Annotated in this window: 22 protein-coding genes; 7 read left to right on the top strand and 15 right to left on the bottom strand. The window is 44.0% G+C overall.

Annotated elements, in window-relative coordinates; translation table 11 throughout:
- Positions 1-220: 220 nt before the first annotated feature.
- Complete coding sequence (locus FIU99_RS24180; protein ID WP_152472583.1) at positions 221-2,050, top strand: MFS transporter; 1,830 nt, start codon at positions 221-223, stop codon at positions 2,048-2,050.
- On the opposite strand, the gene FIU99_RS24175 is transcribed toward FIU99_RS24180, so the two are convergent.
- Positions 2,027-2,911 carry a LysR family transcriptional regulator gene (locus tag FIU99_RS24175; RefSeq protein ID WP_152472582.1) on the bottom strand — a complete coding sequence of 295 codons (885 nt, stop codon included), beginning with the start codon at positions 2,909-2,911 and terminating at the stop codon, positions 2,027-2,029. The two genes, FIU99_RS24180 and FIU99_RS24175, sit on opposite strands and share 24 nt — an antisense overlap.
- Positions 2,912-3,104: 193 nt before the next feature.
- Here FIU99_RS24175 and FIU99_RS24170 point away from each other — a divergent pair, with 193 nt between their 5' ends.
- Together FIU99_RS24170 and fghA are read left to right on the top strand one after the other, a co-directional pair.
- Positions 3,105-4,253 carry an S-(hydroxymethyl)glutathione dehydrogenase/class III alcohol dehydrogenase gene (locus FIU99_RS24170; protein ID WP_152472581.1) on the top strand — a complete coding sequence of 383 codons (1,149 nt, stop codon included), beginning with the start codon at positions 3,105-3,107 and terminating at the stop codon, positions 4,251-4,253.
- 67 nt (positions 4,254-4,320) lie between these two features.
- Positions 4,321-5,160: an S-formylglutathione hydrolase gene (fghA, locus tag FIU99_RS24165; RefSeq protein WP_152472580.1), complete on the top strand. Its 840-nt coding sequence runs from the start codon at positions 4,321-4,323 to the stop codon at positions 5,158-5,160.
- Between the two features lie 121 nt (positions 5,161-5,281).
- Here the strand turns inward: fghA and FIU99_RS24160 are convergent, their stop codons facing one another.
- The gene (locus FIU99_RS24160) at positions 5,282-7,354 is read right to left on the bottom strand and encodes a PhoX family phosphatase (protein WP_152472579.1); all 2,073 of its coding nucleotides are present in this window, start codon (positions 7,352-7,354) and stop codon (positions 5,282-5,284) included.
- A 449-nt stretch (positions 7,355-7,803) separates the two neighbouring features.
- On the opposite strand from FIU99_RS24160, the gene FIU99_RS24155 reads away from it, so the two are divergent.
- The 4 genes from FIU99_RS24155 (at position 7,804) to FIU99_RS24140 (ending at position 12,191) form a co-directional block, all read left to right on the top strand.
- Complete coding sequence (locus FIU99_RS24155) at positions 7,804-8,205, top strand: hypothetical protein (RefSeq protein WP_152472578.1); 402 nt, start codon at positions 7,804-7,806, stop codon at positions 8,203-8,205.
- A 123-nt stretch (positions 8,206-8,328) separates the two neighbouring features.
- Complete coding sequence (locus FIU99_RS24150; RefSeq protein WP_152472577.1) at positions 8,329-10,008, top strand: RluA family pseudouridine synthase; 1,680 nt, start codon at positions 8,329-8,331, stop codon at positions 10,006-10,008.
- 154 nt (positions 10,009-10,162) lie between these two features.
- Positions 10,163-10,912 carry an ABC transporter substrate-binding protein gene (locus FIU99_RS24145; RefSeq protein WP_006961306.1) on the top strand — a complete coding sequence of 250 codons (750 nt, stop codon included), beginning with the start codon at positions 10,163-10,165 and terminating at the stop codon, positions 10,910-10,912.
- Between the two features lie 331 nt (positions 10,913-11,243).
- Positions 11,244-12,191 (top strand): hypothetical protein, encoded by a 948-nt coding sequence (locus FIU99_RS24140; protein ID WP_006961308.1) that lies wholly within the window; start codon positions 11,244-11,246, stop codon positions 12,189-12,191.
- A 54-nt stretch (positions 12,192-12,245) separates the two neighbouring features.
- Here the strand turns inward: FIU99_RS24140 and FIU99_RS24135 are convergent, their stop codons facing one another.
- The 13 genes from FIU99_RS24135 to FIU99_RS24070 form a co-directional block, all read right to left on the bottom strand.
- Positions 12,246-13,874, bottom strand: coding sequence for an endonuclease (locus FIU99_RS24135; protein WP_006961309.1), 1,629 nt, complete (start codon positions 13,872-13,874; stop codon positions 12,246-12,248).
- A gap of 308 nt (positions 13,875-14,182) precedes the next feature.
- Complete coding sequence (locus FIU99_RS24130) at positions 14,183-14,797, bottom strand: LysE family translocator (protein ID WP_006961310.1); 615 nt, start codon at positions 14,795-14,797, stop codon at positions 14,183-14,185.
- 26 nt (positions 14,798-14,823) lie between these two features.
- Positions 14,824-15,246, bottom strand: a complete 423-nt coding sequence (locus FIU99_RS24125) for a hypothetical protein (protein WP_050778633.1) — start codon at positions 15,244-15,246, stop codon at positions 14,824-14,826.
- Between the two features lie 57 nt (positions 15,247-15,303).
- On the bottom strand, positions 15,304-15,681 hold the full coding sequence (locus FIU99_RS24120) for a RidA family protein (protein ID WP_039952146.1): 378 nt from the start codon (positions 15,679-15,681) through the stop codon (positions 15,304-15,306).
- A 176-nt stretch (positions 15,682-15,857) separates the two neighbouring features.
- Positions 15,858-16,658, bottom strand: a complete 801-nt coding sequence (locus FIU99_RS24115; protein WP_006961313.1) for a hypothetical protein — start codon at positions 16,656-16,658, stop codon at positions 15,858-15,860.
- A gap of 141 nt (positions 16,659-16,799) precedes the next feature.
- Complete coding sequence (locus FIU99_RS24110) at positions 16,800-17,840, bottom strand: nitronate monooxygenase family protein (RefSeq protein ID WP_006961314.1); 1,041 nt, start codon at positions 17,838-17,840, stop codon at positions 16,800-16,802.
- 63 nt (positions 17,841-17,903) lie between these two features.
- Positions 17,904-18,284: a hypothetical protein gene (locus FIU99_RS24105; RefSeq protein WP_006961315.1), complete on the bottom strand. Its 381-nt coding sequence runs from the start codon at positions 18,282-18,284 to the stop codon at positions 17,904-17,906.
- A 143-nt stretch (positions 18,285-18,427) separates the two neighbouring features.
- Positions 18,428-19,066 (bottom strand): hypothetical protein, encoded by a 639-nt coding sequence (locus tag FIU99_RS24095; RefSeq protein WP_006961316.1) that lies wholly within the window; start codon positions 19,064-19,066, stop codon positions 18,428-18,430.
- A 94-nt stretch (positions 19,067-19,160) separates the two neighbouring features.
- Positions 19,161-20,402 carry a pentapeptide repeat-containing protein gene (locus FIU99_RS24090; RefSeq protein WP_006961317.1) on the bottom strand — a complete coding sequence of 414 codons (1,242 nt, stop codon included), beginning with the start codon at positions 20,400-20,402 and terminating at the stop codon, positions 19,161-19,163.
- A gap of 148 nt (positions 20,403-20,550) precedes the next feature.
- Complete coding sequence (locus FIU99_RS24085) at positions 20,551-21,459, bottom strand: hypothetical protein (RefSeq protein ID WP_006961318.1); 909 nt, start codon at positions 21,457-21,459, stop codon at positions 20,551-20,553.
- 764 nt (positions 21,460-22,223) lie between these two features.
- Positions 22,224-22,781 (bottom strand): sugar O-acetyltransferase, encoded by a 558-nt coding sequence (locus FIU99_RS24080; RefSeq protein WP_006961319.1) that lies wholly within the window; start codon positions 22,779-22,781, stop codon positions 22,224-22,226.
- Positions 22,781-24,706, bottom strand: a complete 1,926-nt coding sequence (locus tag FIU99_RS24075; RefSeq protein ID WP_006961320.1) for an alpha-amylase family protein — start codon at positions 24,704-24,706, stop codon at positions 22,781-22,783. The genes FIU99_RS24080 and FIU99_RS24075 overlap by 1 nt, the downstream gene beginning before the upstream one ends.
- Positions 24,700-26,181 (bottom strand): glycoside hydrolase family 32 protein, encoded by a 1,482-nt coding sequence (locus FIU99_RS24070; RefSeq protein ID WP_039952243.1) that lies wholly within the window; start codon positions 26,179-26,181, stop codon positions 24,700-24,702. Before FIU99_RS24070 ends, FIU99_RS24075 begins: the two co-directional genes overlap by 7 nt.
- Positions 26,182-26,335 lie beyond the last annotated feature (154 nt).

Raw genomic sequence — 26,335 nt, 5'->3', positions numbered from 1 at the left:
GATAATGAGGCAATAAACACTCAATGTCAGAAGCGAGACAGGCGATTGTCAATGTTAATTGGCATGATAATTAAACAAGATGATGTAAAAAAGCGAAGTAGTGCAATCTCGATATGCGAGATTGGTCATATAAGCATTGAGACAATAAAGCAACCAAACCATAACAATCCATTTACAACCCTCTTGTAAATGGCTCTTTTTTGCTTTTAAATCAATTGTTATGACTATCGCAGCGACACTCCGGCCACTAGCACTACTTTTCATCAGCTCATTCTTGCTGATGAGTAGTCATGGCTTGAGCGGTATCCTACTCCCGGTTTCACTTGCGGAAGCGAATATCAGCATCCAGTCGATAGGTTTCGTCCTCTCAATGTATTCCGTCGGATTTCTGCTCGGTGCAATCCTAGGAAAACGTATTCTACGTAACATAGGCTTAGTGCGAACTTTTGCTATGTGCGGCAGCCTCGGAGCCAGTGCGATTCTTATCATGGGGCTAAATTCCGATGTCTGGATGTGGGCAATAATGCGGGCTGTGATGGGCTTTTGTATCGCTTGTGCAACGACCACTTTAGACACTTGGTTCAATAGTGTGTCGACCGAATCCAACCGCGGGAAAATTCTTGCGGTCAATCAGGTGGTTATTCTCAGCGCAATTACACTCGGCCAGTTTGGCCTCGCCATTGCACCGCCAAATGAAACCACCCTGTTTATTTTATGCGGTGTGCTTTTCAGTATTTCAGTCACCCCAGTGGTCTTCATTTCCCAGTTCGAGCCACAGATCGAGCAATCGGACTCCATCCCCCTCAAGTCCATTTACATTCTTTCTCCGCTGGGCTTTGTCACCTGTTTCGTGTGTGGCATCTTATACTCCACCATTGCCAACATGCTGCCGATATACGCAGACGGCTTAGGTATCACTGGCTTCCAGCTTTCTGTCTTTATGGGCGCAGCGACAGCCGGCGGGATCTTATTACAGCTGCCAATGGGGTATTTATCTGATCGATTTGAGCGGCGCAAAGTTATTCTTGGCAGCTGTTTTGTACTCGCTATTGTCAGTTTTGCGCTGCCTGTTTCGATTGAATGGCAATGGTCGATCACTCCACTGATTTTGGTCGCGCTGACCATGGGCCTCATTGCCTGTCTCTATCCTTTGAGTATTTCCGAAACCTTTGACCGAGCTACGAAAGCGCAGCTTGTGCCAGTATTGTCAGGTTTACTTTGTATCTATGCGATCGGCTCCATTGCTGGCCCCTACACTGCCTCCATATTAATGGAGCGACTCGATAACAGTGCACTATTTACGTTCCTAATCATGGTGGACTTAGGCCTTATCGTATTCACTATTTATCGGATGTCAGTTCGCGAGGCACTGCCAGTGGAAGAACAAGAAAGCTTTGTCATGCATACACCCGCCTCTATTCATGGTGAACTAGACCCTCGAACTGAGTATCAGGAACACTCGTTGTATGTAGAAGAGGCTTTAGAACAGGTAGAAGAACTAGCAGCATCACACCCTTCCAATGCAATTACCTTTATTCGCAGCCTTGCTAACAAGCAACCCGAATGGGCTGTGACAATTGCAGAGCGTGCAGCACAGATCGAAAGTATAGACACCGTCCTGCTTTTCAGAGCCATGACTCTGACCAACCCAGAGCTTTCAGTGGATATAGCGAAGCGCCTGGCTGAGTCTGACGACAACCAGATAGAAGAGCTCGTAGAATGGCTGGTTGAGAAAGAACCGGAAAATGCCATGTCGATCATCGCCGCCATTACCGAATCAATGGAATCAGACCCAACCAAGGTAATTGAAACGCTCGCAGAGCATGACCCTGACAAACTAGTCGAAGTGAGTCAGGAGCTGGTGGCCAACATGGTAGAAAACAGCAGCAATTTGAGACCCGCTGACCGTGACGACGCTAACCTGACGGAATCGGTTGAAGAATGGGTCAATGCAGTATCTGAAACAGCTCCTGAACAGGCCGAGGAAATAGCCGAAATGGTCGAGCAATCCATTCAAGATGCAGACTTAGATTCCAGTACTCCCACCTAGCTTTTCGGCCAGAAAATCAATCAACAGACGAACTTTAGGTGACAGGTTTCTGTTTTGAGGATACAAAGCCCAGATCCCTTCTCGATCATCCCGATAGTCAGACAATACTTCAATCAGCTCACCAGAATCCAAGCCTTCTCGCACGTAATAATCGGGAAGCTGCACTAGCCCCAACCCTCGTTTTGCAGCATCCAATAAAGCGGAGCCAGAATTGCAATGAATACGGCCGGAAACTCGTAGAGATTTTTCACGCTTGCTCTCTTTGAAGCGCCAATAATCAATAGAGCCAACTAAACACTGGTGATTCTCCAGTTCAGATAAAGTATGCGGTTCGCCATAGCGCGCTAAGTAATCAGGACTGCCACAAACATACAATTGGCGACTGGATAATCTCTTGGCTACCAAACTAGAATCTTGCAAACGACCCAATCGAATCGCCACATCCACACCCATTTCTATCAGATCGATTTTTTGGTTCGTCAGGTTAAGGTCCAAATCAACCTGAGGGTAAGACTCTAGAAAGTCGAGCAGTAACGGCGCTAAATGCGTTTCACCATATGTCACCGGCGCCGTCACTTTAAGCAGCCCTTTGGGTGTAGATTGCATTTGAGTCACAGCCAGCTCCGCCAACTCTAAGCCTTCGACCAAATGCTTACACTGTTGGTAGTAAACCTGCCCCGCTTCGGTAACTGAGACTTTTCGCGTCGTGCGGTTAAGCAGTTTGACAGCCAGCCTCTCTTCCAGCGCAGAAACCCGCCTGCTGATCTGCGCGACAGAGGTATCTAGTTTCTTTGCTGCTGCGGTAAATGACTGTGTTTCTACGACTGCGACAAACTCACTCACTCCGTCCCAATTGGCCATACTGTTTCCCTTAGTAAATCTAACCGTGACACTCTACCATTATTACATATACGTAAAAATCATTTTCAAATTAATGGGATTATCAAATTTTAAGAAATATTTAGAATAGTCACCAACAAAGCGAAACAGCGAGAAGAGAGTTCCTCGTCTACGCTTAGAACGACAAAAACAATTACACATAAAGGAACATCCAATGGCACTTGATATCAAACCAGGTCAAACATCTATCAAATCAAAAGCAATGGTGGCATGGGCTGCTGGCGAGCCACTAAAAATGGAAGAAGTTGATGTACAACTTCCAAAAGCAGGTGAAGTGCTAGTACGCATCGTAGCAACCGGTGTTTGTCACACGGACGCATTCACACTATCAGGTGACGATCCAGAAGGTATCTTCCCTTCAATCCTTGGTCACGAAGGTGGTGGTATTGTTGAAATGGTTGGTGAAGGCGTAACAAGCGTTGAAGTTGGCGACCACGTTATTCCTCTATACACCGCTGAGTGTGGCGAGTGTAAGTTCTGTACTTCAGGTAAAACTAACCTGTGCCAAGCAGTGCGTGAAACTCAAGGTAAAGGCCTGATGCCAGATGGAACAAGCCGCTTCTCCATCAATGGAGAAACTATATTCCACTACATGGGCTGTTCGACTTTCTCTGAGTACACAGTTCTCCCAGAAATCTCACTAGCGAAAGTAAACAAAGAAGCACCGCTTGAGGAAGTATGTCTTCTAGGTTGCGGGGTAACAACCGGTATGGGTGCAGTTCTTAACACTGCTAAAGTAGAAAAAGGCGATACGGTTGCTATCTTCGGTCTTGGCGGTATTGGTCTATCTGCAATCATCGGTGCTCGTATGGCTGGTGCAAGTCGCATCATTGGCATAGACATCAATGAAAGCAAATTCGATCTAGCGAAGCAGCTTGGCGCGACTGACTGTATCAACCCGCAAAAATTCGACAAACCAATCCAAGAAGTTATCGTTGAGATGACAGACGGTGGCGTAGATTACTCATTTGAATGTATCGGTAACGTTAACGTAATGCGTCAAGCGCTTGAATGTTGCCACAAAGGTTGGGGTGAATCGGTAATCATCGGTGTTGCGGGTGCAGGTCAAGAGATCTCAACTCGTCCATTCCAGCTGGTAACCGGTCGTGTATGGCGTGGCAGTGCTTTTGGTGGTGTTAAAGGCCGCTCTGAGCTTCCTGAAATTGTTGAACGTTACATGGCGGGTGAGTTTGGTCTTCAGGAGTTCATTACCCACACTATGGGTCTTGATGCCGTCAATGACGCCTTTGACTTAATGCACGAAGGTAAGAGCATCCGTACTGTTATCCATATGGATCAGTAATCCTAGATTAAGCCATTAATAAGTCGCCACATCATCCGATGTGGCGACTTTATCTGAGAGAGTATCAATGAGTTTATCCAACATCAGTCAGAATAAAGTCGCAGGCGGTTGGCACAAGCAGTACACCCATGATTCTGCAACACTAAACTGCACTATGCGTTTTGCTATCTTCCTGCCGCCAAATGCAAGCAAGGAGTCTCCCGTTCCTGTGTTGTACTGGTTATCCGGCTTGACTTGTAGCGATGAAAACTTCATGCAAAAAGCAGGAGCTTTCAAGAAGGCTGCAGAACTAGGCATAGCAATCGTTGCTCCTGACACTAGCCCACGTGGTGACGACGTTGCTGACGACGAAGGCTATGATCTGGGCAAAGGCGCAGGGTTCTACCTCAATGCGACCCAGAAGCCGTGGTCTACGCACTACCGTATGTACGACTATATCATTCAAGAGCTACCTAGCGTCATTGAAGCTAACTTCCCAGTCTCAACTGTCAAGGCCATCTCTGGTCACAGCATGGGCGGGCATGGTGCGCTAACTATCGGCCTGAAAAACGCAGAGCAATTCACGTCAATTTCTGCCTTCAGTCCAATCTGCAATCCAATCCAATGCCCATGGGGTCAGAAAGCCTTCAATGCTTATCTGGGGAACGATTTTGAAAGCTGGAAAGAATACGACTCTAGCGAGCTTCTCAAACTAGCCAAGTCATCTTTACCAATTCTTGTCGATCAAGGTGATGCAGATAACTTTCTTGTTGAGCAGCTAAAGCCCGAAAATCTGGTAGTCGCATCGGAAACCCACGGTTCAGACTTAGAACTGCGTATGCAGACTGGGTACGACCACAGCTATTATTTCATCTCTAGTTTTATTGATGAACACCTGATGTTCCACGCGAAACACATGTTCAAATAAACATAAATCACCAAATAAAAATCCCCTCAACCTTCTAAGTTGAGGGGATTTTTCTATTCATATCGCTATATCACCAAATTTAGCTTTGACGGTGACACGTAGCTGAACGTGAATGATACGTCTAAATACCGAGCTTTCCACCATCATAACGAGAGATAACCACAGTACTTGAACGCGCTCGCCACGTACGACCGTCTTGTGGCGTCTCAACCGAAGCGTTCATTGCTTCATGCGGCCAGTTCGCGGGGTGCTGAACATTGGTGAACATATGACGGTAATCTGGAGTGAACGTAATCCCCGTCGACTCTGCCCCTTTTGGTACCACTGCAAACCGTTTTAGATGGTCTTGGTTACTCACATTGAGCACGGGCGCCCCATCAACCGATTGACCCAGGCCGTCTGGAACGACAGCAAGAATCTGGTTGTCCACACTAATATCCTCTTTGCTACTGGAATCGGTCTGTAGCCATAAGATACCTCGTTGATCAAAGCAAATACCATCAGCTGACGAAAATTCATTATCATCCGTTAATCCTGACATATTGATACTAGAAGCATCCGCTTCTGCGGAGGAACCAAAGATAAAGAACTCCCACTCAAACTCCGTCACGACTGCGCCCTCCTTCCAACGAATGATATGGCCGAACTCATTGTAAGGACGCGGGTTGGCGGCATTCACATCTTGGTCAGTGCGATCGGTATTGTTGGTCAGAGCCAAGTAGACTAGCCCTGTGTCATAATCAACCGCCGTCCATTCCGGGCGATCCATCGGTGTAGCGCCCATAGCGTCAGCCGCACCAATCGTGTTTCTGATGATGTTAGCCTGATTACCAATAGTGTCACCAAGGCGATTTCCACTTAAATCGATCGAGTCTTCTGTCAATGGCAACCACTCACCTTTCCCCTGCTCATCAAAACGCGCAACGTAAAGTGTGCCGTGGTCCATATACTTAGCACCAATCGCCATGCGATCGGTACCAACAGGCAAGTTTTCACTCGCGTCGTTCTCGTCCCACAATGCGTCAGAAACAAATTTGTATACGTACTCATATCGACCATCATGCCCACTGTAGAATACAACGGGTTTACCTGGTTCGATTGCACCATAAGTACAATCTTCATGACGGAAACGCCCTAATGACGAACGCTTAGCGGGTTTAGCATTTGGCGAGTACGGATCGATTTCAACAATGTAACCAAAACCATTATCGTAGTTTCGGTAGTCCTCTGCAGGGCTAGCCTCTAGAACGGAAATATCCCAACGTTTAAACTCACCGATAAAGGCCTCATCACTCTCATCGGGTGTATCCCAATCATTAAAAGCCTCATCTGTAGTCGTGCCATAACGAGATTGAACATCATCAGGTTCCGACGTAATTTTAAAGTGTCCCGGCCAGTTTTCTTCACAAGTTAGGTACGTGCCCCATGGAGTAAAACCATTACCACAGTTGTTGTAAGTACCGTGCGTCACGTTAGATTTATTGTTTTCAGTAGTAAACTTAGTTGTGAGTAAATCACCGTCGGTAATAGCGCCTGTTACGTCCATTTCGGTAGATAAATGAATTCTTCTGTTGTATGGACTATCAATTACTACCTGCCAAATACTTTGCTCAAGTTTAATATGAACAACCGAAACACCATGAGCATAATATTCTTTACGGACATAATCAGGCAATCGGCGACCTTGCGCATCTACCTCTGGATAACCATCTTCATGGAGAATATCATTTTTTATGAATTCGTGATTCATACATAAAATACCTTGGGTATCATCCAGCGGGAAATAATGCATTCCATCGTGCATTTGGCCAACCGAGTGAAGCTGATCAATATGACTGTTCGTCCCGTCCTGTTTAAAGGGATGAATAATGTCACCATGTGAGGAAACTGAAAATAATCGAGTTCCCCATGGCGCTAATACCTGTGCAAAGTGGCCTTCCGGCACAGTAAACGCATCCTTACTTTCTGCGCTTATGGAATCGAAACCCAGAGAGTTAACACGATCAGACACATCTACTGTAGCTTCGTCTGTACCACAACCCGTCAAGCCTATAGAGCTCATGGCGCCAAATGCTGCTACCCCGCCAGTCCCTTTTAGCATGGTTCGTCTTGATAACGCTTTCGACATAATTTCAGAAAGTGTTGTTTGCTTACTTTTATTAAAAATCTCATCAGTAGTTGTACAACGACTCATAATACGGCCTTTTATTTCCTATCTATTACTCGAGCATCTGCTCCCTGTGTGGAAATTATTAATAGGCATGAATTGTTAAGGTTTCGTTTAATTTAAAAGAAAGAAATAAAAACCAAGAAAGCTTTGGAACCAAAATGAATAATTAATTTATTAATTACTTTTTGGAAAATAAAAGCATAAAACTCGTTAATTTAACTATAGCTTACATTTGCCACCACAATAAATAATACATTCAACAGCAAGGAGGATTGGTAAATAATTATTTTACGTATATATAGGTTTAAATAATCACCAATTGAGATTTGAGCCTAATTCAGCCAAAGGTTTCAAATGCTAGCTTTACTTTGTTTAATCTACATCAACGGAGAAAGTGGAGTTTCAAGCTACTATCCACTCATTGTCATTGTCTGTGCTAAGCTATCGCCTCAACTTGGATAACAAATAACACCATGTCTAAAGTCAAACTTTCACTACTTTCCTTGGTAACTGTACTAGGGTTACTGCTTGCCTATGTCTTTATTCCTACCCATGTACGCCTTGGGCAAGAGATCCTCAGTCAGCCCATCGGCGATGGCTTTCAGTTAGTCGGGTACAAAGCCATCTCTACTGAGCCAACAGATGGCAAACTCAACCACTACTATCTCGTCGCACAGGGTGAATCAGTGAAAGAAGCACAACCTTTCCTTATTTCTTCGGATCCATTTATCCGCGTGGAAAATGTTGTCGGCAATAAGCTGGACGTCACCATCGTTGGTCGCGTAAAAACCTTCGACAACGACTTATGGATCACCAAAGCTGACGGCACAGCACATCACTGGTTGATCAGCGCCACCATCAAGTACGTTCGATAGCCTTTCAGTGTTTTAGCTTCAGCCTGAGTTGGGCTGAAGCTTCTTCCCCTTTCCACACTGGTAATCACACTCCAAACAGGTACAATCTCGCCTTCTGTTTTTTCGTCACGACGGCAAGCTGAAATGCATCAACCTGAAAATTTGTTTACTCCGTTCAACACCCCAATTGATGGTTATAGCTTGCCTGACAAGTTCACCTTCCCGTTTTTCTATCAGCCGCATCCCCTGTGTGAACTTGCTGCACAAGAATTGCAGCAGCACTTAGTAGAGCAAACTGATTGGAAGCATGACTTCGGTATCGATGGAAACCAAAGTGGTACAGGCAAAATGTTCGGCGTATTGCTAGTCGAGTCCCCTCAGGGTGAAGTGGGTTACCTTTCAGCATTCTCGGGCAAGATAGCAGACCAAAACTTACTACCTGGCTTTGTCCCACCCGTTTTCGATATGCTGGCAGAAGAAAGTTTCTTTCGGGCAGAAACCGCTGAGATCATGGCGGCAAATCAGAAGTTCAATCAATTAAAAAACAACCCTCGCATTGCCGAGCTGACCGACAAGATAAGCTTGCTGAACTCTGAGTATCAGCAGCAGGAACAGTTACAACGCGAGACTATGATTGCAGGCAGAGCAGAGCGCAAAGCACAACGTAAACTCGCTGAATCCTCATTGGCAGGAGAAGCGCTAAAAAGCAGGCTCGATGAACTGGCGAAGCAGAGCGTTGCGGAAAAAAACGTACTTAAATATCTCAAGCTTGAGTGGGATGAAAAAATCGCCGTCTTACAACGCGAGCTAGACGAATTAAATACCAACTTAAATGCATTGAAAGAGCAGCGTAAAACCCTGTCTAATACGTTGCAAAATAAGCTGTTTGATAACTACCGCTTTCTGAATATCAGAGGGGAAGAGAAATCCCTCAACGCAATATTCAAACCGACCAGTGCTCCCGTACCACCAGCAGGCGCTGGCGAATGTGCCGCGCCAAAGCTGCTGCACTTTGCCTTTAAACATGGCTTTAAGCCGCTGGCATTAGCCGAGTTCTGGTGGGGTGTCTCGCCTAAATCAGAAGTTCGCCAGCACGGAAAATTCTACCCTTCCTGCCATAGTAAGTGCTTCCCTATTTTGGGCCACATGCTGGAAGGAATGGCCGTTGATGATAATCCGCTGGAAGAAAACTGGGCAGAAGATAAAGAGCTAGAGATCTTATTTGAAGATGAAGCGATGGTGGTCGTCAACAAACCTTCAGGGCTATTGTCAGTCCCTGGCAAAACCATCAAGGACTCGGCGTACACACGCCTGCAGCAACGCTACCCAGATGTAGAAGGCCCCTTCGTGATTCATCGACTGGATATGGCGACATCAGGGTTGCTGGTTTTCGCTCTGACAAAACGTGCGAACAAGAGCCTACAGAAACAATTCATTTCGCGTTCAGTGCAAAAGCGCTATGTAGCATTGCTTGAAGGAGAGGTAAACCAAACCAGTGGTCAGATAGAGTTACCAATGCGTGGCGATCCTGATGATCGCCCCCGACAGCTCGTCTGTTTTGAACATGGGAAACCAGCTGAAACCTATTGGGAACTGATTGAATCTCGTGATGGTCGCTCCAAGCTCTACCTTTACCCAAAAACAGGTCGAACGCATCAGCTAAGAGTGCACTGTGCTCATCATCTTGGGCTTAATTTACCTATGGTTGGCGATGGTCTCTATGGTCAACGTTCCGATAGATTGCACTTACACGCACAGCGATTAGAGATCGAACATCCTTACAGTAAACAGCCCATGACTTTCGAAGCGGAATGCGAGTTCTGATCCTTCCAAAAGCGTCATATAGTGGCGCTTTTTTGGTTTGCCTTCCTTAATAGACCTTAGGTTTACCAGCACAAATACCCTTAAACTTTTTGGTGATATCTTTATCAGCAACTATTCTTTTATTGAATCTATTTGCATGTTTAAGGAAGAAAAAATGCGCAGCTTAATTAAAACCTTTTTATGTCTGACCGTTTCTCTGCTCTTTGCCAGCCTTGCTCAAGCTAACACCGTTAAACTCGCCAATGGTGAGTGGGCGCCGTATCAATCCAAATCACTTAAAAACGGCGGCTTCATGACTCAAATTGTCAGAGAAGCCTTTGAAGCAGAGGGCTATCAAGTTGAGTTTACTTATATGCCGTGGAAGCGTGGCTTCGAAGAATCCAAAGCTGGTAACTTTGATGGCTCATTGATATGGAGTAAAAACCCTGACAGAGAGCAGTTTTTCCACTATACCGACTCCGTTATTACGTTAAGTACTGGCTTGTTCCAACAAAAAAGTAAACCTGTAAGCTGGAGCAGCAAAGAAGACCTTAAGAACTTCAAAATCGGTGGTGTAACAGGTTATGCCTATGGGGTCGAGGATATGGAAAAAGCCGGAGAAATCAACATACAGCGTATCGCCAGTGCTGAAAACAACTACAAAAAACTCAGCGCAGGCCGACTAGACATTGTATTGGAAGATATGGATGTTGGTATGGAGACCATCACTAAACTCAATTTAACCGATAAAATTGAGCCGAATGCCAAAACACTGTCGGCAAGAGACTACTTCGTTATCATTTCAAAAAAATCCCCACGTTCACAGGAACTGGTTGATGCCTTCAACCGAGGACTAGCGAAACTCAAAGCGGAAGGCAAACTGGATGCTTACCGCGAAGCCTCAATCCGAGGCGAGTATAAATAGTGCTTATTGACTGCAATACGAATCGATATTTCTAAAAAGGGATGGCTAGTGCCATCCCTTTTAGTTTTCTTTACCTTTCACCCAAAAACTCGTTTTTGACTATTTATTCACCTGATACAGCTTTCAATTTCCTTGATGCATCAAGCGTAAACAAACACGATAAATGTCAGCAGTCCTGACGCCTCGCCTCAAATCTCCAAAAACAATCTCAAGCCCACTTAATGATTATTAATCATCTAGAAAACAATTTATATGCAACTAGATTTAAACGCATGTTCGACGCGTCCTGAACTAACACTCAATTTTAATCAACTTTTTAAACGAGGAACTAATGAAACCTACACTACGAACTCTCTCCGCTTTAGCGCTTATTACTTTAAGCTACAACGCTCTCGCGAAAGACCTTTACTTAGTCAGCAGTTATGATGATAAGCCTTACAATGAGCTGCAGATACTCGATCTCGATACCAAAGAAACGAGTAAGTTAGCAGATATTAATTATGGCGGTCGTTTGGCAGTCACAGAGAATTCAATCTATGTGACGACAAGTTCTCCGAGTACTCAAGCCTTGTCGCGTGTCACTTTGGACGGTCAAAAATACCGGATGGTGAACAGAATTCCTATGACTGGTGACATTCCGGTTGTGGTCGATAAAGAAACTGGGCAAGTGTATACCTCCAGTATCACTCAAGACACTGTGGTTGAGGTTTATCCGGACTACACAGACTCGCCAGGAGCGCCAATTGAGGGAGAAGATTTCCGGTTTATATTCGGAGATACGATGGAAGAGTGTGGTATTGCCTACTGTGCGAACAACACTGCATTGGCTATCGATAACGCTAACGAGCGGATGTACATGGCACTAGGCGTTAACCAAGAAACGGAAGTCATCAGCTTTCCATTAGGTGAACACTCAACTGTAGACAGACGCCAAGAATTATCGGTTGAAGACGGTATCGACCACTACGAGGATTGGCACAAAATCATCGCAATGCATTTAGATCCGAAAGACAAGTTCCTTTACTTTGCTAATGAACATGGCATTTATCGCGCAAACATCAAAGGAGAGTCGAGAAAGGTCGAAAAAATCCTTTCAATTGACGAAAGTAACGGATTTGAAGGCGTTGTAGATATGGAAGTCGATTTCGATGCAGGTAAGCTTTACTGGGTACAGATCGGAAAGCCAGAAATCTACTCTGCTGATCTCTCAGGCGAAAACGTAAAAGTTGAGTACGTTACTCAAGGTGGAACCACATTTGAATTAGCCTTTATGGACTAGTACTTTCACACAAACCAAAAGGCCTAACATATGTTAGGCCTTTGATTGTTTCGGTTAGTCTCCCCAAACCATGTTGACGAACTCTGGGTGGTCAACATATGGGTTACGGTTACCTTGGAAATTGTACACCGCGTTGTTGCGATCAATTTCCTTCTGGTCGACTGGGTCATTGGCATGCCAACGTTTTAACATAGCCAAAACCCAAGGTTCAAATACCGTCGTATTAGTACCGTTGAGCACAGCGTTGGAGTTATCACTATTCCCTTCCCAATTAGCGATTTCGTTTTCGTAGCGTGTCGCCATGTAGAAGTACGCACGGGCCAAATCACCTTTGAACTCATCAATAGGTTCAAACACAGTACCAGAGTACCCTAGACTAGAAGCTGCAGAACCAACTTTTGAGCCGTTAGAAGACGTGTACGTCGCGCTGCCAACTTCACCGAATGGCCAGTTGCTGCGTTTCGCATTCACGTAACCATCTGTCGCATACAAGTGGTGACCATCCGAGTTCATTGGTTCCACTTTTCCACCAAACCAACTCTTAGGGAAAGAGTGTTCGCGGTTGTAACAGTCACCTTCTTTACTGTACTGGCCGCATTGGTCTGTCACTTTAGTAAAGTTAATCGAATCACTGCCAGATACCTTCTCTGAGTAGATATCGAGAATCGTCCCGTCCTTCTCATAGTAGTTGTCGATATCAGCGGTTTTGACTAAATCCCAAACAGCAGAGTAGCCTTGCGAGTTGTGGTTATTGATGATGTTATACAGCGCAGTCTTCAACGTATAGCCTGTCTTACCTTCGGCTGATTTGTAGTAGTCACCGAGCACTGGTGGTTCTGGATCAGGGTCGCTACCACCAAGCGTAAAGGAGTGCTGAGAAGAGTTGGTAAAGTCGCCACCAGACGCAAGAGTTTGACCGTTAGACGTTAGCGTGTAAGACCCATTTCCAGAGCTACAGCAGATGCCATCGCCATAGGAATCAACTATTTCAAACACATACGGGCCTGATTCAACACACATCGCCTTTTCATAGCTGGTGTTATTACCGTAGTCAGAGCCAGAGAATAGAGTCTGATTGCTGCTGTTTTTCAACGTCCAGCTTGTTTCAGATCCATAACTGTCCGTCGTCAGGTTGAGTGTGACTTCATGATTGCTACAAGTTGTCGGAGGCGGTGTTACAGCACCATCAGATGGCTGGAAGTTATCTATGTAGACGACTTCGGAACCATCAAATCCAGACTCGTCATAGAAGCGCAGCCCAACGTTTATGCTCTTGGTGCTGCTGGCCGTGTACGAATAAGCAATATCCTGCCATTGACCGGTTTGGCTAGGTACGCTGTAATTTTGGTATCCATCCACATACAGGCGTGCTTTAACATTGCCTTCAGTGTGATAAACAGACACAGAAAAATTATACGTCTGCCCTGATACCACACTTACAGACTGCTGAAAGTCCGTGTTGCTTTGCGTACCGGTATTGACCGTCACTTTTGCTGCATTGCTACCACTTTTTACAATGCTGGTTTCCTGTGACACCGAAATGCCACTATCGATTGTGTTCCACCCTGTTGGAGAGGAACTGCTCCATTGTTCGAAATCACCATTGGTCATTTCAGCCAGAGCAAGCGTAGGGGTAAGAAATAGAGACGCCAGTAAGACGCTTTTATTCAACGGAGAACTCATCTTGTTTCCTTTTTATTTTATAAGTCCGAAATATAGATTAAATTTTATCCATTGAAATACTAAAACCTGTGTCGCAATTTTAAGCAATAGCACTAATAAGAATTCAAGAAAGTTTAATATTCCGCCCACTTTCAACAGATTTAACAATAAAATCCAATGAGAGATTAATTCCAAAAAAATAGGGATAGAAAAAGAGAGATATAAACAGTTGGTTAAAATATTTAGATTCCCATGGGGAAAATAAAAAACCACCAGCGTGATGCTGATGGTTTTATTGTTTATAAAGTGTAAAGATGGCAGTAGCTATTCTATTGTCTGCTAATCAGTAAATTGGCTCCTGAAAAAGCAAGAAACGCAGCACACGCTCGATTAAATCGTTTCGCCATCGCTGGTCGTGAAAACCAATTTCTCAAATACAAACCAAATAATGCATAGATACTGATTGCTGCAAGCTCTAGAGTTAAGAACGTAATACCTAACGTAAAGAATTGCTGATCCACGTTCGCCGTCACATCGACAAACTGAGGCAAAAACGCAGTAAAGATAAGAATCGCTTTCGGGTTTCCTGCTGCCAGTGCAAACTCCTGCTTCGCGAGACCAAAGTGGCTACGCGTCTTATCCAACTCTGCGACTGGGCTGGCTTCAGAGCGCCATAGGTTAAACGCAATCCAGAGTAGATACAGAGCGCCCACCAGCTTGATGATGAAGAATAACGCCTCAGAGGTGTAGAGAATCACGGCTAACCCAGACGCCGCCAGAGCAATCATAAACGAGAAAGCGACAATGCGCCCAAACCCAGCAACCAACGCTGCTTTAAAACCATAACAACGGGCATTGTTCATCGACAATAAGTTATTTGGCCCTGGTGTCATATTGAGTGCAAAGCACGCAGGGATAAATAGCAGTAACTTCCAAAATTCCATGTCGTATCTCTTTCCAGTTATCTCTTCTATACGCTCGAAACATGCGCATATCGAGAGAACTTAAATTCTTCCGGTTTATTCTTATTCGCCCAAAATGCAGGGCCACCAAAGTTTTCTACTGCTCGATAATACAATCTTGCACGACGTAAACGAAGCTTTCTCAGAAGACAGAACCCGCCCTCATCTTCGATAGTGCGAATCATGTTATTCAGAAAAACTCTATCTGCTGTATTTTTGTCGTTAATATCTTTGCCATGATGGTACATCCAATCATGGATATTGCAGCTCTCGGATACCGACAATCCATATAAGGTCTCCGGTACTAGCTTCCCTTTCCAACCGGACGTACCACATCCATTCACAATTTGCCCGAGCTCATCTTGTGTTGCCGCCCAGTAGCTTTCAGGGGCATACAATTCCAAGTTTTCTCTATTGCTTTTATTACTCATTTCAAATCCTTTTTAGTCTCTAATCTTAGCTGATTAAGCAGGCCTTAAAATACAGCCTTAATCACTCAAAGCTACGGTTGCCTCTATCTCTATCTTCAAATCGGGATGAATCAATTTGGAGACTTCAACCAGCGAGCAAGCGGGTAGCTGCCCTTCATAGAAGGTAAAGAGCTGCTCACGAATTGAAGGGAGTAAGCTGATGTCAGTCACGAAGATTGTTAGCTTAATTAAATCGCTTTTAGTACACCGCTCGTGATCCAGTATCCGCGAGATCTGGTCTAATACTTCAGCACTTTGCTCAATTAAGCCTCCAGATTGCGATTCAGTGCCAAATGCCGTCAGTCCGGAAATGTACAACGTCTTATTGTGTTTGACTGCATGAACATAGGGACCAGAAATCGGCGGCAGAAAATCATAATTAAGTTTTTGGGTCATAAAAGGAACATCCTGAGTAACCGGCTAGAAAGGAAGATCTAGATAAATGGAGAAGCACTAAGACCGCTAAACATACTCAACGCACTGAATTGAATCTATCAAAATACAACAGCTAACAAGCCAGTGTTTCACTTAAAGTGCCAAAGGAAAGGTGCGTTAGCTGTTGGTTTAAACGGTTAACTAAGTTTTGATCTAATAATGCTTGCTAACGGCTTAATCACGCCTTTATCACCCCAATACTGGCCATGGCTGAATGGGTTCCATGATGCAATAAGGCCTCCAGCATTGATCGGATGATCCCTAACTAACAAATTGTAGGAATCACCTAATTGTCTCAAAGGCCAGCCAAGTACATCGTCTGGGTCATAGTAGTTATCCCATCGGAATGAAGGGTGTGGACTTGGGAAACATTTTCTTTCTTGTAATCCAGCGTTAAACAGAGGGATGTTACAACCTGTGGTGACGAGGTTCTCGCAAGTTTTCAATTTCATGAATGATTCCTTGCGTTCTTCGTCACTGTAATCCTTGAAAATATTGAGACCATGCTCTGCGTCCCATATGTAGTTTGAGATAACCTGACAACCAAGAGACTGAGCAATAATGATGACTGGCCTATCTTGATTCCCGCCGATATCAAGATAGGCGTGTTCAAGGGTTTTGAAGATTTCCTTCTGAACTGCAAGATACTTATCTTTCCGTCTGTGTGAGCTGTGTTCAAGCGAACCAGCATCACCAAATCCATAAAGGAAAAACTGCCTCAATCGAGTCGCATCCAAATCGTTACTCGGCTCTGACATCATTGCTTGCCATAGTTCATCTTCTGGCTGCTGCAAAATAGGCGCGTATTGAACATTCTGAAATGACACCTTCGTCCATTCAGAACCCAATTCCTTTTTCAGTTCTTTCTCTAGCTCATCATAATAATCTGGTTTTACCTTTCCCATTCCATGTAATGTTATTAACGCTACTTCTTTCATTATGATTTCCTTCTATAAAGAGCCATTAACAACAGCAATTCAACTGGCAAGGTTGATCGCTACTACTGCTAAGAATAACGTCTATGTGAAACTATGCGTCTGGTGACGGCCCACTTACTTCAAAACACCGAGTGTATGTAGTCAGCACTTTCCAGCTAGCTGCAATGTGAGCTCTTTTGCTGAAATCTCTTTGCATCCTTGCGTATTCTGGCCACACCATAGTGGCGAAAAGTCATTAAGCCCCTGCTTTTCTGCGCGGCTACGTAATTGAGACATTTCGATTGAAGCGTATGGGAACTCTGGTGCTAGCTCTGTCATACATCCCAGCTCATCCATAACGCGGTTCATAATCCCTCTAGCGGGTTTACCCGAAAAGATATTCGTTAATGCAGTATGAGAAGACTTTTCGCTCTTTATTGCCCGCTTATGAAGATCTGATGTGTTAGCTTCTGTGCATAGCATGTAAGAAGTACCAATTTGTACTGCCGACGCGCCTAATTGCATGCAAGCAAGTACTGAGTTGCGGTCACTAATGCCGCCAGCGGCGATAACGGGCACCTTCACATGATCAACCACTTGCGATACAAGTGACACTAGCCCCATTTGAGTAGAGATATCACTGGATAAGAACATGCCTCTGTGCCCTCCAGCTTCTACACCTTGAGCGATGATTCCATCCACGCCATGTGAATCCAGCCATATCGCTTCTTCTACTGTGGTTGCAGATGAAACAACTTTGGTTCCCCAGCTTTTCACACGTTGTAATAAGTCTTTGTCTGGAAGGCCAAAATGAAAGCTAATGAACTCTGGCGAAAAAGGCTCAATTGCATCAGCGATATCATGGCTAAAAGGCACTCGACTGCCACCAACGGAATGTTCTATTTGTAATTCCAGTTCTTCAAAGTAAGGCTGAAGTGCATTTCGCCACACCACCTGGCGACCTTCATCGTAAGGTTTAGGATCATGACAGAAGAAGTTCAGGTTAAAAGGTTTGCTCGTGGATGCTTTGATTAACTCAATTTCACTGACTATGCTTTCAGTCGTCAACATACCGCAAGGTAGGGAACCTAGCCCACCAGCCTCACTAACCGCAATAGCAAGGGCACTTCCTTGTACCCCTGCCATCGGAGCCTGAATGATCGGCAGCTCGGTTCCTAAAAGTTCTTTAAAATCTCTATTCATCGTCATCCTTTGCTGAATTTGAGTTTTAAGATTAGGCCTTGGGAATCAATCTTAGACGCTTTGTTAGATGCTAGTTTCAAACTCTTCAATTAACCCCTGCTTTTTTAATTCAGAAGTAATTGCACCGCTTGTACGACCATGAATTTCAGACAGTTCGTCGATTGACTTGTTTGCATCAAATGCGTGCACTAGCCTTTCTCGCTCTTCTTCTGACCAAGGAAGTCCAGCATTCTTAGGAAGACCTTTCAAAATATTTTCTTCCTGTTTTTGCTCAATTGATTTTTTACCTTTCTTTGGTTGCTTTACTGCTCCAATAACTGTAAACAAAGACCGTATAACTTCTGGGTTATTATAAAGTGAGCACTCAGGTAAGGCTTCACCTGAAGTCGGGTCGATTCCATTTGCTAGTGCTTCAACATTTTTTAACGCAGCCAAAATATCCATATACACTCCAATTTGTTATTCGCATTTAACGCCTATTCAAGGTGTGAGCAACGCTATACAAAAGCCTCCGCAGATCACCTTAAACACTAAACACAACGTATAGTAAAAATGCCATGCGTTGCGTGCCCCTCTTGAGCAGGTTGTTACGTATATGTTGCATAAATCTCGGAGCACAGAGCATCAGCCCACATAAAACATTTGCTACCACTCTCTAAGCCTTCAGATTCAGCAATATCTCGCCCCATATTTGTAAGCTGAATTAAACTAGACTCAAGAGAAAGGTATAAGTCTCGCCAAATTTGATATTCCATTTTGGATGGTCGTGACTTATTTGGTTCAGGTTCTTTGTAAAGAGCCAACTCTTCATTAGCTAAAGATATGTTCCCTTTATGCTTGATGATTAGATGAGTGTAAATTGTCCTCACATTCCCAACCCAAAATTCATTTGGATTAAGCATCATTGCGATCTCAGAGCCAACACTAATACGCAGATATGGCAAATTTGAGTCATAAATCGTTTTCGGTACGTGGTTCACGTCTGGCGCTGATTTCAGTTTGCTAGCTAATTGAAAAACAGAAGAGGCTGGGCTGGAACTTAATACTTTAGGACCAAGAAAATGCTCAGATGCACTGTAATTACCTTCTGGCATTTCTATTCCTAAAGCCAACTGACAGTAATCATTTACTTTTTCGTTTTCAAAATGTCTTGTGAGTAATTGATGAGCATTTTCTCTCTTATTATAGTGCTCAACTACATTTCGAATGTTGATTCCTTCAAACAATTTATTCTCCTTAGTCAATTAATATACATAACGCCCGCGTAATAGGCGTGAGCTTGCGAACGTCCTGATTAACCTGTTTGTTATGTTCAACTGTCTACGAACTAACTGCACAAGCTCGGGTGACATTTTTTGACCATTCCACTGTATCGCAACTAGGAATGGAAAGCCCTTGTGGTAAAGTAACCTCATCTCCACATGCTTTATTTAATTGTTCTTGAGTTAAGCCTTTTACATTACTCATATCCAAAATAGATAATTGCGTTCTGACTAAAGTCGCGTCAGTAAAATCAGCACCATCAAGAGTAGCGCCATAAAAGTCAACGTCAGTTAAAAATGCTCCTTTAAAACTCGAATTTCTCGCCTCAATACCACTCAGATCTGCACGGTACATAGATGCATTCGAGAAATTCACCGAGTCAGCTTCAGCAGCGCTCAAACAACTATTGTCTAGTTTTGCTTCGGTAAAATCGCTACCCACTAAGTCAGCAAAAGCAAAGTACATATCTGTTAATGGAGCATCTCGTAGATAAGAATATCTGAAGTTAGTATTAGACTTGGCGGTTAACTCAGTTAAATCGACGCCGTAATTATGTAGTGTAATTAATATTTGTCCTCGTTCTGGGCTTAATCTTAATTCTGTAACCAACGGAACCGGGTCTTGGGCTAACAATTGTCCAGAAGACCCGGAGAGTAACTTCGAATTGATCATCTCACCAGCCCACAATGCTAACCCAGAATCACTACCACCCGCAGAAAGAATCGACTCGACAGATGTTTCCTCACTGTTGACCCAACGATATGGCGATAGTGCATTTACCAATCCGATAATGCGACTATATAGACGTTTACTAAGGCAATAAGTGTCGCCCCTCTGCGCAAGAACCGGATACTGTTCCGGTGCACATACTTTTGGATCTCCACTTGTTTCTTTCTCGATAGATCCAACAATAAGGGGGAACAACTGAAATAGTTGATTGTTACGTTGAGACTCCACCAAATAGCTATCAACGATCGCTAAGTGGTTCTGCAAGTCTAGCTTCTTATTCTGTTCAAAGAACAGAAAATTGGCGTGTAACGCTAGGAAGCCACCTACTCCCAAGGTTAATACGATGGCTGGACGTCCGAAGAAGACATAACGAAATAGTGCGCCCCATGCCCCCATTTTACGATTAGCAGTCCATTCATTATTTACTGTTGCACGATATACATTTCGAAAAACTTCCAAAAGGCGGTGTTCCTGCCCAACTATTTCATCTTCACAGTTTTTTAACCGTGAGTCCAAGGAGGATATTTCATTAGTGTTTAACGATGCTTCAGAGTTATTTGTTCCATTCATAGCGACTCCTTTCCCTACTCCGAGAATTCGACTACATATATATAATGCCGCATTAAGGTGTGAGCAACGCTGCCAACAAACTTAACCATACCACCGAAAACACAGAGCAAAACGTTGAGAATCACTCTTAAGTACTTTGTTAGAAAAACTAGAATACTCGTACATCTCCATCTAAAAAGGTATTGGAAAAACTAGTACTCTTAGTAACATGATCCCCAAATATGGTATCGTACTTAAGAAGGACAAATGTTCCTTTTGTGAATGAATCAAATCTACAACTTTGATTTTCTAGCTTTCCACACAATTTTTCTTGTAAGGCAAAGGGGAGTTTTTCTTCATTTGAAACTGTAAAATCTACCAAATCTTCTGGTGACGAACTTTCACTAATTTCTTGCACATATTTAGACAATGGTGCTATCGGAAAATCATGATCCTCACCAGAACGAATGATCAAGTTATCTATATGATACTGCTTACGAATACTATCTTTTGAAATGATTTCTTGATCTGTTCCTTTCCAGAAAGTGGCAGTTACATTTTTAGCAGACACAGTAGAGCCATTTTTAACAACAGCAACCACGTAAGGTTCATCAATTCCCCAGTAATTTTTTAGTTCGATAGATTGAATTTCTATTTCTGTAGGATTCTGGTCTTTAATAAGAGCTTCACTATTTTTCATAGAACTAGGTGTCTCAGGTGGCAATACGAGCTTATTTTGGAGGTCTCTCCAGACATCCATTTTACAATTAGCCGACTTGTTGACAATTGAAGCAAGATCTTTTTGAAGGACACCTTCATATTCATTGCTCTCGTATTTTACCGCTCCTTCTAGTCCTAAATCAGCTAACTTTTTTACTATGCCACTCACCTTCGCTTTTGCTTCTCCAGTAAGTTGTACACCTTCTGTTCCTCCTGATAACGGAACATTGTCGCAAAGTTCTTTTGCTGTAGTGACTATTAAATTAAGTGCCTCTTTTTGTTTATCTAGTTCATAGCCGTAGCTACTCCAAGATAGTGCCATTCCTGTAGCTAAAATACTGATTAATGAAAATTTCAAATTAAACTCCTTTTCTAATATTTGTATATTGTGTGAGCTAACTCTAGCCAAAAGTATGCATGCTCAATTTCACCACGCAATAATGTGCTAAGCACCTCTGTTAACCCTATGAAAGGCATGGAATATAACAAACATAACCATGGTGAATGAGTGTGGAGATCTCAAAAATAAGCAACTGATAACATGCGCATCGAGTTGAATTTAAAAAATGTGAAAGAAAGCGGGTTTGGGGGGATGCAAAGGATCATGAGAGCAGCTTGCACAAGCATCAGCTCAAGGCGTCGTAACGCTAAAGTAAACTCTATAGCTTAACCAAGCGTTCAAATTTTATATAAATATACGCTTATAGTTTAGCTCTATTTAATTCAAACATTTACTCTTAAATAAGTAATTTTACGTAAACAAATACCTTCTGTTTATCGAGTAAACATCATCGTAATAATATTTCCACCATTTGATATTTACGTTATTAGTTTACGTTGAAGATAATAAAGAAAAGGCCGCGTAAGCGGCCTGATTAGATTGAGTAAAACCTTAGCCACCCCTTATACCACCTAATGCGTAGCACATATTCGGTTGGAGCATGATAGCTTTACCATCAAGATAGCAGAGCTCGTATCGGTCTGAGCTTGGAAGCGAGCTATTCGATGAAAATACAAATGGCGAAAACAACAAAGCTAAAGAAATAAATATTCCCCTCATATTACCTCCTATATTTATTCAGCAATTTAAATATAGTCAAATAATATTAATATTACTTATTTTTATTGCTCTATTGGTTTTATTACTTTACAAGGGTTACCCGCTGCTACCACATTAGGTGGAATATCTTTTGTGACAACACTACCTGCGCCCACCACACTGTTTTCTCCTATAGACACGCCCGGACAGACGATAACACCACCGCCCAGCCATACATTGTCACCAATCGTGATAGGCGTACCGAACTCTACGCCCTCTTCCACTCGACCTTTAACATCTAATGGGTGACCAGCGGTGTAGATTTGTACATTCGGTGCAAACAATACGTTGTCACCGATATGGACTTCCGCTACGTCTAGCACAACGCAATTAAAGTTAGCGTAGAAGTTTTTACCCAACTTAATGTTGGAGCCATAATCACAGCGAAACGGTGGCTCTAAAAAAGCACCTTCGGAATCTGGAATTAAGGTGTCTATTGCATCGCGCCATTCATCCGTATCAGGAATGCTATTGTTGAGCTTTTGCAGCACTTTGCGACATTCAATACGCTCGCCATAAAGTTGCTTGTCCCATGCATCATAGGGCTCACCAGCGAGCATTTTCTCTTTTTCACTTCTCATTACGCACTTACCTTTAACCACAGCACATCATAGGCTGATAAAACAATCTCATCGCCGAGGAAATGCTTTCCAGAAAGCAGATCCTTCGTCTGTCGAGTGCCCAAAATATCGCATATTGACGCTGGGATTGTTTGCTCCATTTCACCAAAATTGCAGAGAGCGAGAAGTTGCTCACCCTTTGCGTTGGTTCGGCAGTAAGCAAAAAGTTGCGAACGATAAGTTTCAAGAATTTCAGTCTTTGCATTACCCAATTCTGGATGAGATTGGCGTATTGCCACCAGCTGATTTAAATCAGTCCAGATTCGGTTTTGATACGTGCCTTTTTCTCTGGCTTGTTCAATCGCCTTATCGGTAATCGATGGGCGGTTCACCCAACGTGCGTCATCGCGTTTGAATTCATCACCTAGGTAGCTGTGGTCATTTAAAATGCCGAGCTCGTCTCCCTGATAAATCAACGGAATACCACCGATGCTAAGGTTGATACTGTTCAATAGACGAATACGTTTAAGTGCAAATTCGATTGCTTGTGAATCGTCGGCTTCAATCGCTTTTTCTAAGCCCGCTAGAGATGCTAACGAGCCGCACACTCTACAATCTCCCGTAGTCGGGTTTTCTTGAAACGGCACGCCCTGAGAGAATGAACCCTCAAACTTGCCGGTGTAAAACTGATTTAGGAAGCGGCGGTGATCATAGCCGTTAATGCCAAGCTGCTCAGCTACAGCATCGTCAAACGTCCAACCAATATCATCGTGACAACGAATGTAGTTCACCCATGAACACTGGTCTGAGATCTCGAAGCTTTTCTTTAGAGACGCTGTCAGTAGCTTGGTTTCACGCGTAGCTAAGCTCTCCCACATCAGCGCCATCATTAATGGGTTGTAGGACAACTGACATTCTTGTTTGTCGATATACTGTGCCACTTCATCTGGGTGCACAATCGCTTCTGATTTGAACAACACAGCAGGCGCTGCGATCTGCAAACAAGTGTTGAAACACTGAATCAAGGTGTGTGCCTTCGGCAAGCTCTCACATTGAGTCCATTTCTCTTTCCAGATGAACGCTAATGCATCAAGACGTAACCCTTCACAGCCGATGTTGGCGAGGAACAGCATTTCATCGGTAATGGCGTTAAACACCGCTGGGTTTGAATAGTTGAGATCCCATTGGAAGCTGTTGAATGTCGTCCAAACGTACTTCTCTACATCCTCTAAGAATGTAAAACTGCCACGGCGAACGGTCGGGAAGATCTCGCGACAAGTTTGGTTGTACTCATCCACTTCCTTTTTATCGGTGAAGAAGTAGTAAAAGTCTTCAAACTCGGGGTTACCCTTACGTGCTTGCTCTGCCCAGTAGTGTTCATCTGAGGTGTGATTGAACACGAAATCCAACACTAGGCTAATGCCTTCATCACTCAACGCCTCAGCGAGCTGCGCCAGATCTTTCTCCGTGCCCAGTTTGGGATCTACCTTGCGGTAATCAGACACTGCATAGCCGCCATCGCTGTCACCTTCCGGCGCTTTGTAAAGCGGCATCAGGTGCAGATAATTGATACCAAGTGACTTGAGGTACGGGATCTTCATTTGCAGATTTTTCAAATCACCAGCAAACAGATCCACATATACAGCCATGCCAAGCATCTTTTCACTGCGATACCAAGCTGGATCTTTAAGTCGTTTCTCATCAAGGTTCTTCCACTTACGTTTACGACCAGAAAAGGCCTTGGCAAGCACTACCACCAGATTTTGTAGGTGCAAGAAAAAATCATAACGCTCGCCATAAAGCGTGTGCAGTTGCCCGACTAAGGATGGAAAATGCTGCGCCAGACGTTCAAGAAACACCTTCTCGTCTTTTTTAGTTAGCTTTGGCAGCTCTACTGAATCAAGCACTTGTTGTAGTGCTTGCTTAGTTTGTAATTCGTTTAACATGTTTTCTCTCCTGCCAAGCTAGAGACTTGAACGTTGCGAAGTGCTAGCGAGCCGCTATCCACGCTTAGAGCGACACTTGCTTGCGTCTCTTTGGCATAAACAAGGTTGGTAAAGCTGAATTGGCCAGCGTTGATCAGTAGCTCGACTGAGCCTTTGTCTATCAACACTTCGACTTGGAATTTGTTATCAATCGGTAAAGTCACCCGATAGTCATGTGGGAAGTGCTCATCAATCCGTTCAGTGCCAAACTGACCACGGCGCACTGATCGCACCTCAACCCCTTGTTCTACAAGAACAAACTCAAAGTAAACCGGATTATCTTGGTAAGCATTCAAGTGCAACGTTTGTGTATCTTGTAGAGCCACATCCGCGCTGAACTTCATGGCTTCTTGTTGGCTGTAAAGACTAATCGCTTGTTCGTCACTTGGCTCTGGCGTTTGCACATCAAGACTTAACGCCTGATTAAGCTCTTTGACAAAGCGTTGCCCTACACGTAACCCTGCTTTACCTTCAAACAGGAACAGCTCACGAGGCATAGCCATCGAACTGCGAAACTCTTGGGTTGGTAACTCAAGCGAGTACTGATGATTACTCATCCATGTACTGACGATACGGCGGCCATCTTCAACTGGGATATCAGAGAAAGACTGAGTCGCGTAGTAATCACGACCGAAATCGAGCCACAATACGGTCTCAGGATGGTTATGATTCACAAAGGTTTCACCATCAAAATCACCAATGAAGTACTGTGTACCTGCACCGCCACAGTGTGCGCCCTCACCAATGCCAACCACCAGCACCCAACGTTTTTCTTGCAAGCCTTCGATCGGCAGTTCAAACAAGTCTGGGCATTCCCAAGGGCCTTTGCTATGGGCACCGTGGCGGTAACCAAACTCGCTCACCAAACGCCAGTCCAATAAGTTAGTTGAACGGTAGAACTCAATATGTTGACCGCAAGACACCACCATCACCCACGCTTGGCTTTGCTCATGCCAAATCACCTTAGGATCACGGAAATCTGGGTTACCACGTGCAGAGATGATCGGTGCTCCATCAGCGTATTTTTTCCACGTTAAGCCATCTTGACTATAAGCAAGTGACTGCTGCTGAATTGGGTCTTCCATTTCAGTGCCATCAGCCAATCTCACTTTGGGTTGAATAAACGACGTGTAGAACGCCAATAAGCCTGGTTTGCCCGCCTCGAATAAGCCTGAAGTGTTATGCCAATCAACAATCGCACTTCCCGAGAAACACATGCCAGATTCATCGGGATAGAGCGCTGGCTCAAGCTCTTGCCAATCAATCAGGTTGGTACTGATTTTGTGCCCCCAGTGCATTGGCCCCCAAACGGTGTCGCTCGGGTAATACTGGTAGAACTGGTGATAATGACCATTGAAGAACACTAATCCGTTTGGATCATTCATCCAACCCGAATCCGGTGTCATGTGAAGGTATGGGCGGTATTTTTCTGTCATTTTCCAACCTGTAAAGTCGTTGAATACGTCTGGGTTTGGTTCAAAAAAAGGAGCCGGACAGGCTCCAAACGGACTCAAAGCTGCCAATGTCAGTCCAAAACCAGAAATATTGATTGCAGTGGAAACTCTCCTCCTGAGCATCAGGAGGAGAGGT

The sequence above is a fragment of the Vibrio sp. THAF64 genome (assembly GCF_009363455.1).
Taxonomy (GTDB): domain Bacteria; phylum Pseudomonadota; class Gammaproteobacteria; order Enterobacterales; family Vibrionaceae; genus Vibrio; species Vibrio coralliilyticus.
The sequence above is the reverse complement of the archived record's forward strand: the minus strand, read 5'-3'. Positions and strand labels throughout refer to the sequence as shown.